We start from the raw sequence: 13,197 nt of genomic DNA on the forward strand, positions 1-13,197 counted from the left end.
GACGTCCCTCCTTCCGGACGACCGGCCCGGGGCCCCGCGTACGGACCGTGCCGGTGTGCGGCGTGGTCCGTGCGCGAGGCCCGGTGGCCGGGCGATGTGCTGCCAGGTGGTCGGACGGAATGTCAGACCTCCTCGCCGCCACCGCTCTCCTCGTCGGCTGCCTGCTCTTCTTTCGCGTCCTTCGCGGCCGCGGGCGTCGCCCCCGGCTGGGGTTCGGCCACCGCCACCCGTGCGGGACGGATGGTGCGCTCGCCGATCCGGTACCCGGGCTGCAGGATCGCCACGCAGGTCGTCTCCGTGACGTCCGGCGCGTACGAGTGCATCAGGGCCTCGTGGATCGTCGGGTCGAAGGGCTCGCCCTCCTTGCCGAACTGCTGGAGGCCGAGCTTGGCGACGACCGTCTCCAGCGATTCGGCCACCGACTTGAACCCGCCCAGCAGCTCGCCGTGCTCCCGGGCCCGGCCGACGTCGTCGAGCACGGGCAGCAGCTCGGACAGGAGACCCGCGACCGCGATCTCCTTGACCGTGACCCGGTCCCGCTCCACGCGGCGGCGGTAGTTCTGGTACTCGGCCTGGAGCCGCTGGAGGTCTGCGGTGCGCTCGGAGAGCGCGGTGCGGACCTGGTCCAGCTGTGCCGTCAGACCGGCTGTCTCGTTCGCGTCCCCGGCGGGGGCCGCCGCCTCCTCCGAAGAGGGGGTGGCGGCCCCCGTCCCGGCGTCTTCAGGGGTGGCGCCGGAGGGGACGTCGGGCTTCTCCTCGAAGCCCGGAGTCTCCTCGGTCACGCCGCACCGCCCTTGGTGTCCTTCTCGTCGTCGACGATCTCGGCGTCGACGACATCGTCCTGGGCGTCACCCTGTGCCTGCTCTGCACCCGGCTGGCCCTCGGCCTGCGGGCCGCCCTCGGCCTGGGCGTTGGCGTACATCGCCTGGCCCAGCTTCTGGGAGACGGCCGCGACCTTCTCGGTGGCGGTACGGATCTCGGCGGTGTCCTCGCCCTTGAGCTTCTCCTTCAGCTCGGTGAGCGCGGTCTCCACCTCCGTCTTCACGTCACCGGGGACCTTGTCCTCGTTGTCCTTGAGGAACTTCTCCGTCTGGTAGACGAGCTGCTCGCCCTGGTTGCGCGATTCGGCGGCCTCGCGGCGGCGGTGGTCCTCGTCCGCGTACTGCTCGGCCTCTTCGCGCATCCGGTTGACCTCGTCCTTCGGCAGCGAGGAGCCACCGGTGACGGTCATCTTCTGCTCCTTGCCGGTGCCGAGGTCCTTGGCAGCGACGTGCATGATGCCGTTGGCGTCGATGTCGAACGCGACCTCGATCTGCGGCACGCCACGCGGGGCCGGCGGCAGACCGGTCAGCTCGAACATCCCGAGCTTCTTGTTGTACGCCGCGATCTCGCGCTCGCCCTGGTAGACCTGGATCTGCACGGACGGCTGGTTGTCCTCGGCCGTCGTGAAGATCTCGGAGCGCTTGGTCGGGATCGTGGTGTTGCGCTCGATGAGCTTCGTCATGATCCCTCCCTTGGTCTCGATACCGAGGGACAGCGGGGTCACGTCGAGCAGCAGGACGTCCTTGACCTCGCCCTTGAGGACACCGGCCTGGAGCGAGGCGCCGATGGCGACGACCTCGTCCGGGTTCACACCCTTGTTGGCGTCCTGGCCGCCCGTGAGCTCCTTGACGAGCTCGGCGACGGCCGGCATACGGGTCGAGCCACCGACGAGAACGACGTGGTCGATCTCGGAGAGCTGGATGCCCGCGTCCTTGATGACGTTGTGGAACGGGTTCTTGCAGCGGTCCAGGAGGTCCGCGGTGAGCTGCTGGAACTGCGAGCGCGTGAGCTTCTCGTCCAGGTGCAGCGGGCCCTCGGCCGACGCCGTGATGTACGGCAGGTTGATCGTGGTCTCCGTCGAGGACGACAGCTCGATCTTCGCCTTCTCCGCGGCCTCGCGGAGACGCTGGAGAGCCATCTTGTCCTTGGACAGGTCCACGCCGTGCCCATTGGCGAACTGCTTCACCAGGTAGTCGACGACGCGCTGGTCCCAGTCGTCACCACCGAGGTTGTTGTCACCGTTGGTGGCCTTCACCTCGACGACGCCGTCACCGATCTCCAGGAGCGACACGTCGAAGGTGCCGCCACCGAGGTCGAAGACGAGGATCGTCTGGTCGTCCTTGTCGAGCCCGTACGCCAGCGCGGCGGCCGTCGGCTCGTTGACGATGCGCAGGACGTTCAGGCCCGCGATCTCGCCGGCCTCCTTCGTCGCCTGACGCTCGGAGTCGTTGAAGTACGCCGGAACGGTGATCACCGCGTCGGCGACCTTCTCGCCCAGGTACGACTCGGCGTCACGCTTCAGCTTCTGCAGGATGAAGGCGCTCATCTGCTGCGGGTTGAAGCTCTTGCCGTCCAGGTCGATCTTCCAGTCAGTGCCCATGTGGCGCTTGACGGAGCGGATGGTCCTGTCGACGTTCGTCACTGCCTGGCGCTTGGCGACCTCGCCGACCAGAACCTCGCCGTTCTTCGCGAAGGCGACGACGGACGGCGTGGTCCTGGCGCCTTCGGCGTTGGTGATGACGGTGGGCTCGCCGCCTTCGAGAACGCTGACGACGGAGTTAGTCGTGCCCAGGTCGATGCCGACCGCACGTGCCATTTCAATTCCTCCAACTGACTACTTGAGTGGATCTGGCTCAAGGATGCATGACATCACTCCCGGAGTCAACAGACCTGAGTCGAGGCGACTCAACTATCGTGCACACACCTCGCGCCACCAGCGAATTATCCACCTTTGTGACGGCGGACACATGTCAGGCACACGCCCCATACGTGCCACATGGGACGAATCCGAGCCGCCCCCCGGCGACACCTGCCCGCCTCGCGGGCCACGCACCCCCCACCATCATCGCGCCATGGGATCGTTCTGTCACAAAATGCCGTGAGCCACACAAAACAGGCACTCGACCACCCCAGGGCATCCGATGCCGGACAGCGACACCAGGCAGGTGCGAACGATGCAGACGCAGAGGCCGGGACGACGGCAGACGCCGAGTCGGAGTCGGCGGCAGACGCGGGGGCGGAGCCGATGGCAGGGGTGGAGTCAGCGGCAGACACGGAGCCGACGGCAGGGCTGGAGTCAGCGGCCGGGCCCGGCGCGGCGCCCCTGGCAGCCCCCGCGACCATCCCGCACGGCGCGCGCCCGAGCGGCCCTCGCCACCCTGAGCGCCCTCGCCCCGCCTCGCCCCACCGCCAAGCGCACCCTGGACGTACTCCTCGGCTCGGCCCTCCTGCTGCTGGCCGCCCCCGCCCTCGCGGCGGCCGCCCTCGTCCTCACCGTGCGGCGGCACCCCGGCGGCGTACTGGACCGCTCCCCGCGCACCGGACCGGCGGGCGCGCCCTTCGTACTGCGGTCACTGCGCACCCGGCGGCTGCGGCTCGACACGCTCTCCCGGCTGCCGCACGTCGTACGGGGCGAGCTCTCCCTCGTCGGCCCCGAACCACTCGCGCCGGGCGATGAACGGGGCACGGCCGCCGGTGCGAGAGACTGGCGGCGGGAACTGAAGCCCGGACTGACCGGCCTGGCGCAGGTACGCCGCCGCTCCACGATGCCGTGGGACGAGGCGGACCTCCTCGACCAGCACTACGCCGAGCACCGGGGAACCGCCCTGGACCTGGCGATCCTGGCCGAGGCCGTACACCGTCCGCTGCGCCGGGCGGTACGCGGACTCGCCCGGCGCGGCCAGGTATGCCTGAGCGACACAGATCACCGCCTGCCCAACTACAGCACGGCGGAATAAGTGGATAGTGTCAGCACAGACTGATTAAGTTACTGCTTAGTACGCATCTGAATAACCATCTGAGTAGTCAGCGATCACCGCTGAACCCCACCCTCGCAGGCCCGAGGAGCCCCCAATGCAACTCGCCGCGATCATCGTGTCGCTGGTGCTGACCGTGGTCGGCGTTGCGCTCATCGCCCGAGCCGTCGCGCAGATCTACCGGTTCGTCACGCTCGGACAGCCGGTCCCCGCCGGCAGTCGCACGGACAACCCGAAACAGCGCACGATCACCCTGGTCAAGGAGTTCCTCGGCCACACCCGGATGAACCGGTGGGGGATCGTCGGCTTCGCGCACTGGTTCGTCGCCATCGGCTTCCTGACGCTGCCGCCGACGCTGCTCCAGGCGTACGGACAGCTCTTCAAGGCGGACTGGGTCCTGCCGGTCATCGGTGAATGGCTGCCGTTCGAGCTGTACATCGAGTTCATCGGCCTGATGACGACGGTCGGCATCCTCGTGCTGATCGCCATCCGGCTGCTGAACCTGCCCTCCCGGGCCGGCCGCAAGTCGCGGTTCGCGGGCTCGAAGGCCTGGCAGGCGTACTTCGTCGAGTACGTCATCCTCGTCATCGGCCTGGCGATCCTGACCCTGCGCGGCCTCGAAGGCGCGATCCACCACGTCGGCGGCTACGAGGCGGCGTACTTCGTCTCGTACCCGCTGGTCCTCGCCTTCAAGGGACTCGCGCTCGGCACGCTGCAGAACCTCATCTACCTCACCGCGATGATCAAGATCGGCGTCTCGCTGATCTGGATGATCACGGTCTCGCTCAACACCAACATGGGTGTCGCCTGGCACCGCTTCCTCGCCTTCCCGAACATCTGGTTCAAGCGGAACGCCGACGGCGAGGTCGCGCTCGGCGCGCTGCAGCCGATGACGTCGGGCGGCAAGCCGATCGACTGGGAGGACCCGGGCGAGGACGACACCTTCGGCGTCTCCCAGGTCGAGCAGTTCTCCTGGAAGGGCATCCTCGACTTCTCCACGTGCACGGAGTGCGGCCGCTGCCAGTCGCAGTGCCCCGCCTGGAACACGGGCAAGCCGCTCTCCCCCAAGCTCCTGGTCATGTCCCTGCGCGACCACGCGCACGCCAAGGCCCCGTACCTGCTGGCCGGTGGCGGCAAGGACATGGAGGGCAACGAGAAGGCGACGGCGGAGCAGCTCAAGGACGTCCCCGCGGCAGCCCTCGCGGAGGCCGAGCGCCCGCTGATCGGCACGGCCGAGGAGAACGGCGTCATCGACCCGGACGTCCTCTGGTCCTGCACCACCTGCGGTGCGTGCGTGGAGCAGTGCCCGGTCGACATCGAGCACATCGACCACATCGTCGACATGCGCCGCTACCAGGTGATGATCGAGTCCGCGTTCCCGTCGGAGGCGGGCACGATGCTCAAGAACCTGGAGAAGAAGGGCAACCCCTGGGGGCTCGCCAAGAAGCAGCGCGTCGAGTGGACCAAGGAGGTCGACTTCGAGGTCCCGATCGTCGGCAAGGACGTCGAGGACCTCACCGAGGTCGACTACCTCTACTGGGTCGGCTGCGCCGGGGCCCTGGAGGACCGCGCCAAGAAGACCACGAAGGCCTTCGCGGAGCTGCTGCACATCGCGGGCGTCAAGTTCGCGATCATGGGCGGCGACGAGAAGTGCACGGGTGACTCGGCCCGCCGCCTGGGCAACGAGCCGCTGTTCCAGCAGCTCGGCCAGGAGAACGTCGCGATGCTGAACATGGCCTTCGGCGAGGACGACGAAGACGACTCGACGAAGAAGGCGAAGGCGACGAAGAAGATCGTCGCGACCTGCCCGCACTGCTTCAACACGATCGCCAACGAGTACCCGCAGCTCGGCGGCGAGTACGAGGTCATCCACCACACGCAGCTGCTCCAGCACCTGGTGGACGTGGGCAAGCTGATCCCGGTGACGCCGGTCGAGGGTCTGATCACGTACCACGACCCCTGCTACCTGGGCCGTCACAACAAGATCTACACGCCCCCGCGCGAGATCATCGCGAAGGTCCCGGGTCTGCGGAACGAGGAGATGCACCGCCACAAGGAGCGCGGCTTCTGCTGCGGCGCCGGTGGTGCCCGGATGTGGATGGAGGAACGGATCGGCAAGCGCGTCAACAACGAGCGCGTCGACGAGGCCCTCTCCCTCAACCCGGACATCGTCTCCACCGCCTGCCCGTTCTGCCTGGTCATGCTGACCGACTCGGTCAACGGCAAGAAGAACGACGGCACGGCGAAGGAGTCGATCCAGGTGGTCGACGTCTCGCAGCTGCTGCTCGACTCCGTCAAGACCCCGGCCGACCCGGCGGGCGAGCCGGAAACGGCGGACGCGCCGGAGCCCGAGCCGGTGAAGTAACCGGCAACGCTCCACGGCGTCACGGAAGCGGCCGGACCTGCCTCGGGGGCAGGACCGGCCGCTTCTGCTTTCCCGGCCCGGTGACGCATCATGTGGGGCGGCCACCGTGGCGCGTGAGGCACAACGAGCCCCAGGGGACACGCAGGGCGCACAGGGCGCGCAGAGTCAGTCCCCTGGGCGCACAGAGCCCCCAGAGCCAAACAGGTCACACGGAACGAACGAACGAATGAGGGCGGGCGGGCTACTCCAGTGCGGATGCGAATCGCGAGGGCGACGGCCACCGCCGCGGCCGGCTGCGCCTGCGCCCTCCTGCTGGCGGCCTGCGGGGGCTCCCCGGACTCCGCCGGACCCTCCGGACCGGGCAAGAACGGCGACGCCCCGCCCACCGCGCTGTCCGGACTCGCCGGCGCGCAGCGCCACCCGGTCCCGCGCGGCACCGGCAGCCACACCCCCGACGACTTCAACGGCGACGGCCACCGCGACCTCGCCCTCAACAACCTGGTGAAACCGGCGGCCGACGCCCACGGCGACGACGCGGGCATCGGCATCGTGTACGGCTCCGCCTCCCGCGGCCTGGACCCGTCGGTACGCCAGTTGCTGAGCGCGCACGCGAACGCCGCCAAGATCGGCGACACCCTCCCCTCCGCGTTCGACGCGGAGGCCTCCTGCGACCTGGACCGGGACGGCTTCACCGACCTGGTCGTGGCCACCGACCCCCCGTACAACGGCATCGGGCGCCCGCCCGTACCGCTGCAGATCCTCTTCGGCTCCCCCGCGGGCCTCACCGGCAAGGCGGTCGCGCTCCACATCCCGGACCGGGCCCGCTTCGGCAACGAGTGGGCAGACCACCCCGTCTGCGGTGACTTCGACGGGGACGGGAAACCCGATCTGGCCGTGACGGCGAGCGCGGGCCGGCTCAGCTTCCTGCGCGGCCCCTTCACCCGCGACGGCCACCCGCACAAGGCCGGGGGCACCATCCCGGGGGCCGGTCCCGTGCTGTCCGCGCCCGAGCCCCGGACGGACGTGAACGGGGACGGGTACGACGACCTGGTGTACGCCGCCCGCCCCCACGAGCCGGGTACGGCGGCCAAGGGCACGCTGCTGCTCGGCAGCGCCGACGGACCGGCCCGGCCGGGCGGCCCGTACCGCTTCGGCGCCCCGGCCGGAAAGCTCCCGGCCGCGCCCCTGCGCGGGAGTCCGGGGGCCGGTGCGCGGTCCCGCGCGGAAACGACCCTGCTCATGCGGTACGCGGACTTCGACGGCGACCGGAAGCCGGACACGGTGGTGCGCACCCGCCGCGGCGAGACGGCCGACCTGATCGCCCTGTACCCGGCGGCCACCCCGGACCGCCCGCTGATCACGTTCACCAGCGCGCTGTTCAACGCGGGCTGACCACCGCCCCGCGGGCCCTCTCCCCCGCCACTGCGGACAACCCCCCAGGGTTCCCTTAGGGGATGTCACAGCTGAGCCTCAAAGGCGGCCCAGTTCCCCCGCCCCTCCCACCCACCCCGGACGGACCAGGTACGTTCGATTACGTGGCTGGATTCAGGATCGGACGCGGCCGGGACAACCGCACCCCGCAGCAAGCGCAGCAGCAACCGCGGCAGCAGCCGTACGGCAATCAGGCACCGCCGCCGTACGGACAGCAGCAATGGCCGCCGACGGGAGGAAACGGCGCCCCGCACAACGGCGGCGGCTACCAGGGCGGCTACAACGGAGGCGGCCAGAACAACGGCGGGTACCAGGGCAGTGGCGGGTACCAGGGCGGCGGCCCGGACGAGCCGGAGTACTTCGCCGACCCGTACCCCCAGCCGCAGCACCCGCACCCGGGTGGCGACCCGTACGCGAACAACCCGGGCCACACGCAGGCCTTCAGCATCAACGAGGACCCCTACGGCGACGGGAACACCTACCGCGCCGGTCAGGCCCCCGTCCAGCCGTCGGGCCCGCGCCTGCACTGGAAGCAGTTGCTGACCGGCATCGTGACGCGCCCCGCCGCGACGTTCTGGCAGATGCGGGACTACCCCGTCTGGGGCCCGGCGCTCATCGTCACGTTCCTCTACGGCCTGCTGGCGCTCTTCGGCTTCGACCAGGCCCGCGACGACGCGATCAACGCCCCGGTCGGCAACGCCATCCCCTACGTCATCATCACCGGCGCCGGCTTCGTCATCGGCGGACTGGTGCTCGGCGCGGTCACCCACTCGCTGGCCCGCCAGCTGGGCGGCGACGGCGCCTGGCAGCCCACGGTGGGCCTCTCCATGCTGATCATGTCGATCACGGACGCCCCGCGCCTGATCTTCGCGCTGTTCCTGGGCGGCGAGAACTCCCTGGTCCAGATCCTCGGCTGGCTGACCTGGCTGGCGGCGGCGGCCCTGTTCACCTCGATGGTGAGCAAGTCCCACGACCTGCCCTGGCTGAAGGCGCTGGGCGCGAGCGCGATCCAGCTGATCGCGCTGGTGTCGATCCTCAAGCTGGGCACGATCTGACGACCGAGCCGAAAAGACCCCCGGAGCCAGCCGGCCCCGGGGGTCTTTCCACGTCCATCGTCATCATCGTCATCGCCGCTCAGGCGTCCAGAACCTGCCCACTGCGCCGCACGACGGGCTTCTCCACGCTCCAGGGGAAGTTGATCCACTGATCGGTCTTCTTCCACACGTACTCGCACTTCACGAGCGAGTGCGACTTCTCGTAGATGACGGCGGACCGCACCTCGGCAACGTGATCGATACAGAAGTCCCGCACCAGCTTCAACGTCTTCCCGGTGTCGGCGACGTCGTCGGCGATCAGGACCTTCTTGTCCGAGAAGTCGATGGCGTTGGGGACGGGCGCGAGCATGACGGGCATTTCGAGTGTGGTGCCCACCCCGGTATAGAACTCGACATTCACCAGGTGGATGTTCTTGCAGTCCAGCGCGTACGCCAGCCCGCCCGCGACGAACACTCCGCCCCGCGCGATGCTCAGCACCACATCCGGCTCGTACCCGTCATCGGCGACGGCCTGCGCCAGCTCCCGCACGGCGTGCCCGAAGCCGTCGTACGTCAGATTCTCCCGCACGTCATCGCTCATCGGGCATCACACCTGCGTCCGGTGGAAGTTCAGATAGGACCGCGACGCGGTGGGACCGCGCTGCCCCTGATACCGCGACCCGTACCGCTCGGAGCCGTACGGGAACTCCGACGGAGAGGTCAGCCGGAACATGCACAGCTGGCCGATCTTCATCCCGGGCCAGAGCTTGATCGGCAGCGTCGCCAGATTCGACAGCTCCAGGGTCACGTGCCCGGAGAACCCCGGATCGATGAACCCGGCCGTCGAATGCGTCACCAGCCCGAGCCGGCCGAGCGAACTCTTGCCCTCCAGCCTCGACGCCAGGTCGTCGGGCAGCGAGATGACCTCGTACGTCGAGGCGAGCACGAACTCACCGGGGTGCAGGATGAACGCCTCGTCCCCGTCCGGCTCGACGGTGCGGGTCAGATCGACCTGCTCGACCGCGGGATCGATGTGCGGATAGCGGTGGTTCTCGAACACCCGGAAGTAGCGGTCGAGCCGCACATCGATGCTCGACGGCTGCACCATCGACGTATCGAACGGATCAATACGTACGCGTCCGGCGTCGATCTCGGCCCGGATGTCCTTGTCTGAGAGAAGCACCCACCGAGGATACGCAGAACGCGCGGACCCACCCACATCGGGCCGCCCCGCGCGCCTGTCACCACGCTCCCGAAAGCCTTACCGCTCCTCGAACCCCACCGGCACGGCATGCCGCAACCGGGCGCAACGAGGACAGCGGATAAGCCGCCCGGGACCGATCCGCCCGGACCCGAGCTGCTGCATCGGGAACGAGGCGGTAGCGAAAACGTGCCCTTCGGCACAGCGGACGACGGTGCGCTCCATGGACTCCATCAAGTCCCTTCCCCATCAAGCCGTGGACGAGAAAGCCACATTAGGGGATGAACGGGACGCCACTCCACGCGGCACTCCGACAACCCACGCTACGCCCCCAACTCCCGCCCCACCCACCCACATCCACCCCTCGCCACCACACACCCCCACCCCACCGACACCAGGGCACGACACAACGAGCGACTCGCAATGGGGTAGAGTGCGGGACGATGCATCGCTGATCAGCGAGTGCGTTACGCGGGTGTAGTTTAATGGTAGAACATGAGCTTCCCAAGCTCAGAGCGCGAGTTCGATTCTCGTCACCCGCTCCACGACTAAGGCCCAGGTCATCGACCCGGGCCTTGTTTGTTGTCTGGACCACTTCAGGCGTCGCGCACCAGATCCGCACCAGAAGGCCTGTCCTTGGCCTTCGCACGGGCGACGCGCACGAGGTCGTCCAGGCCGCCGGCCACTTCCTGCTGCCGCTCAAGGTCGGAATGCTGGTAGATCATCGCGGCCTTCTCCGACGTCTGCCCGGCCCGGACCATCGTGTCCTTGAGGGTGGCTCCGGATCGAGTGGCGAGCGTGTGCCCCGTGTGGCGGAGGTCGTAGAAGCGAAAGCCGTCCGGCATCCCAACGGCCACACGGGCCTTGCGCCACTTCCGCCCGAAAGTCGACCGGCGGAACGGCTTGCCCTTCTCCCCCACGAACAGCAGCCCATCCGATCCCTTCTCGGCGTACCAGTCCAGGTGACGCCAGAGGTCGGTCCGGAGAAAGGTCGGCAGGACCACGACGCGCTTACCCGCTTCCGACTTGGTGTCGCCAGGAGCGCGGCGGCCGGTGGTCAGCTCCGGGGCGGCCATGCGCACGCGGATGGTCATCTGGTCCAGGTCCACATCCCTGCGTCGCAGCTCGGCCTGTTCCTCTGGCCTCATCGGTCCGTACGCGCCAAGGAAGACCATCAGCCGCCACCGAGGGCCGAGGGCATTGGCGAGCGCGTCGACCTGGGCGACGGTGGCAATCTGGCGTTCGGCGGACGACTCCTTCCCGGCGCCCTTGATGCGGCATGGGTTGCGCCGGATCAGCTCGTCATCGACCGCAGTTTCCATGATGGCCTTGAGCAGCCGGTACGACTTGGCCACGGTCGTGGCCCCGGTGGACGAGAGCCGTTCGGTCCGCCAGGTACGGACACGGGGCGCAGTGATCTCGTCCAGGTCCAGGTCCTCGAAGGTGGGCAGGACATGAAGCCGTAGGAGCCGCCGGTACAGCTCGTCGGTCGTCGCGGAGAGACCGCGCTCATCGACCCACTGGAGGGCGTACTCCCTGAAGTTCACCGCCCCGGCATCCGGGTCCTGCCAGTTGCCACGGGTGAGGTCCGCCTCGACCTGGGAGAGCCACACCTCGGCGTCCTTCTTCGTCTCGAAGGTCTCAGGCGCACGGCGTTCGAGTCCTGCCGGATCGAGGTAGCTGGCTGTCCAGCGGCCGGATCGATACTGCCGCACGGAGCCGAAGCGCCGGCGGGTGCCTTTGGCGTTCCCCATCAGCCAGCCCTCCGATGCCGAATACGCCGCTGCACCGGATCGACCGTGTTGGCCTCGATATAGCCGCTCAGCACGGTCTCAGGAATGCGGACATGGCGCCCCACCTTGACGAACGTGATTCGACGCTCAGCGATCAGACGCCGAGGGAATCGCGCTCCCGTGCCCAGGATCTCCCCAGCCTGATCAACCGTCAGAAGTCTTTCCACCGTCATCACTCCCCCTCGTTGCCAGTCAGATCTGCACATGCCTCGCGGGCTGCCTGTCGTCCTCCAGAGATGTCGCGGTGGATGGTGGCGGCGAGCCAGGATTCGCCGGGGGTGTGGCCGTGTCCGGCGTAGGTCCAGTGGGCGAGGGTGAGTGTGGAGCCCTCCGGGGCGTCGTCGGGGTCGGGCAGGCCCCGTTCGCGGCGTTCCTGTCGGGCGCGGAAGTCGGCCCGGACCTGTCGCAGAGCGCCGAGGGTCGTCGAGTAGCGGCGCGACTTAGTCGAGAAGTGCCCCCGGAAGCCGAGCATGTGGGCCCACCGCCAGAGCTTGCGTTCGGAGTAGGCGTCGTCCAGGTCGAAGCACGCGCCGATGAGGCGCCGGGCATGGTCGGGCAGGTCGGTGAGCTTGTCGAGTTCGGCCAGCTCTCCGATGCGCCGGTCAACGGTGCCCGTCGTCTCGGCTGCCTTGGTGGCGTACTTCGCGACGTACGCGGCCACGGCCTGTTCGGTCAGGTCGTCGTTCGCGTTGTCCGCGCCGATCGGGCGTACGTCCACCTGAGCGCCCCACCGCAGGGTCCGGGCCGGTTGGTCCCCCGAGGGCGGCACGGGCACGCTCACACGGGCAGCAGCCGCCTGGATCGCGTCGGAGAGCAGGGCGACGCTGGCCCAGGACGGGGGCGGGGTGTCGGGGCCGTCCGGGCCGTCGAGTCGGACGATCGCGTGGAAGTGGACCGCGCCCCTTTTCTGGAACTCGGCCACCTTCCCGAAGGAGACCCGGCAGACCTCGGCCGCCGCTTTCTGGGAGAGGCCGGCGCGGGCGGCGACCTCACGGCGGAGGTAGATCGTGAACCGGCGCCAGAGATCCCCGGCATGGTTGTTCCACAGCACCGCACCCGCGTAGTCATACGTGCCCGGGTTCAGCGCCGAGCCCAACAGCGGGGAGCCTTCGGGGTGGTCGGTGCCGCACCGGCAGACGCCACGGGCGGGCCGGTTGTGGACCGGGCCGAACGACGGGGCGGTGAGCGTGGCGAAGACCTTGGGGTGCGTGCGCACCGTGACCGGGGTGCCCTTGTTCACGTCGCCGGTCAGTCCGGCGCGGATCAGGTGGAAGGTGTCCCCGGCGTAGGTCCAGGCACAGGAGGGACACCGGGAGGCACGCCGGTTCCCGCACGCCACCCGGAGGCGTCCGCCGGGCTCGCCCTGGGTGCTGTAGGAGTAGAGCACCTGCCCCGACTTCGCATCGCGGGTGGTGGTCATCCCTTCCAGGTGGATGGGGTCCGAGCAGCCACCGGTACGGCGGACCTGCTCCTGCCACCGCTCGAAGCCGGGAGCGTTGGCGACCCGTAAGAGGTCGGCCAGGGTCAGAGGGTCGGTGCCCACGACCGCAGCAGTACCGGCCACGGCCGAAGGCTC

At 68.9% G+C, this 13,197-nt stretch carries 11 protein-coding genes and 1 tRNA gene; 5 read left to right on the forward strand and 7 right to left on the reverse strand.

The window, feature by feature from the left end; all coding sequences use genetic code 11:
• Nucleotides 1-122: 122 nt before the first annotated feature.
• The gene (gene grpE, locus ACZ601_RS18000; protein WP_469538807.1) at nt 123-782 is read right to left on the reverse strand and encodes a nucleotide exchange factor GrpE; all 660 of its coding nucleotides are present in this window, start codon (nt 780-782) and stop codon (nt 123-125) included.
• Nucleotides 779-2,638, reverse strand: coding sequence for a molecular chaperone DnaK (dnaK, locus tag ACZ601_RS18005; protein WP_390088015.1), 1,860 nt, complete (start codon nt 2,636-2,638; stop codon nt 779-781). The genes grpE and dnaK overlap by 4 nt, the downstream gene beginning before the upstream one ends.
• Nucleotides 2,639-2,996: 358 nt before the next feature.
• Here dnaK and ACZ601_RS18010 point away from each other — a divergent pair, with 358 nt between their 5' ends.
• From ACZ601_RS18010 to ACZ601_RS18025, 4 genes are all read left to right on the forward strand, one after another.
• Nucleotides 2,997-3,779: a sugar transferase gene (locus tag ACZ601_RS18010; protein WP_469538811.1), complete on the forward strand. Its 783-nt coding sequence runs from the start codon at nt 2,997-2,999 to the stop codon at nt 3,777-3,779.
• 115 nt (nt 3,780-3,894) lie between these two features.
• A complete protein-coding gene (locus ACZ601_RS18015; protein WP_469538813.1) occupies nt 3,895-6,162 on the forward strand; it encodes a (Fe-S)-binding protein in 2,268 nt (755 codons plus the stop codon).
• A 255-nt stretch (nt 6,163-6,417) separates the two neighbouring features.
• Nucleotides 6,418-7,554, forward strand: coding sequence for an FG-GAP repeat domain-containing protein (locus ACZ601_RS18020; protein WP_469538816.1), 1,137 nt, complete (start codon nt 6,418-6,420; stop codon nt 7,552-7,554).
• Between the two features lie 143 nt (nt 7,555-7,697).
• Entirely contained in the window at nt 7,698-8,648 is a 951-nt protein-coding gene (locus ACZ601_RS18025; RefSeq protein WP_469538819.1) for a Yip1 family protein, read from the forward strand.
• A gap of 79 nt (nt 8,649-8,727) precedes the next feature.
• Here ACZ601_RS18025 and ACZ601_RS18030 read toward each other — a convergent pair whose 3' ends face one another.
• Nucleotides 8,728-9,228, reverse strand: coding sequence for a phosphoribosyltransferase (locus ACZ601_RS18030; protein WP_469538821.1), 501 nt, complete (start codon nt 9,226-9,228; stop codon nt 8,728-8,730).
• A 6-nt stretch (nt 9,229-9,234) separates the two neighbouring features.
• Nucleotides 9,235-9,810 carry a dCTP deaminase gene (dcd, locus tag ACZ601_RS18035; RefSeq protein WP_328696417.1) on the reverse strand — a complete coding sequence of 192 codons (576 nt, stop codon included), beginning with the start codon at nt 9,808-9,810 and terminating at the stop codon, nt 9,235-9,237.
• A 489-nt stretch (nt 9,811-10,299) separates the two neighbouring features.
• Here dcd and ACZ601_RS18040 point away from each other — a divergent pair.
• Nucleotides 10,300-10,373 (forward strand) — tRNA-Gly (locus ACZ601_RS18040).
• Between the two features lie 51 nt (nt 10,374-10,424).
• Here ACZ601_RS18040 and ACZ601_RS18045 read toward each other — a convergent pair.
• Genes ACZ601_RS18045 through repSA form a run of 3 tightly spaced genes read right to left on the reverse strand, consistent with a single transcriptional unit; the run spans nt 10,425 to nt 13,185 of the window.
• Complete coding sequence (locus ACZ601_RS18045) at nt 10,425-11,582, reverse strand: tyrosine-type recombinase/integrase (protein ID WP_469538824.1); 1,158 nt, start codon at nt 11,580-11,582, stop codon at nt 10,425-10,427.
• Nucleotides 11,582-11,794: an excisionase family DNA-binding protein gene (locus ACZ601_RS18050; protein ID WP_469538827.1), complete on the reverse strand. Its 213-nt coding sequence runs from the start codon at nt 11,792-11,794 to the stop codon at nt 11,582-11,584. The genes ACZ601_RS18045 and ACZ601_RS18050 overlap by 1 nt, the downstream gene beginning before the upstream one ends.
• Nucleotides 11,794-13,185 carry a replication initiator protein RepSA gene (gene repSA / locus ACZ601_RS18055; protein ID WP_469539496.1) on the reverse strand — a complete coding sequence of 464 codons (1,392 nt, stop codon included), beginning with the start codon at nt 13,183-13,185 and terminating at the stop codon, nt 11,794-11,796. Before repSA ends, ACZ601_RS18050 begins: the two co-directional genes overlap by 1 nt.
• Between the last annotated feature and the right edge of the window lie 12 nt (nt 13,186-13,197).

Source organism: Streptomyces sp. NPDC104307, from assembly GCF_055584045.1.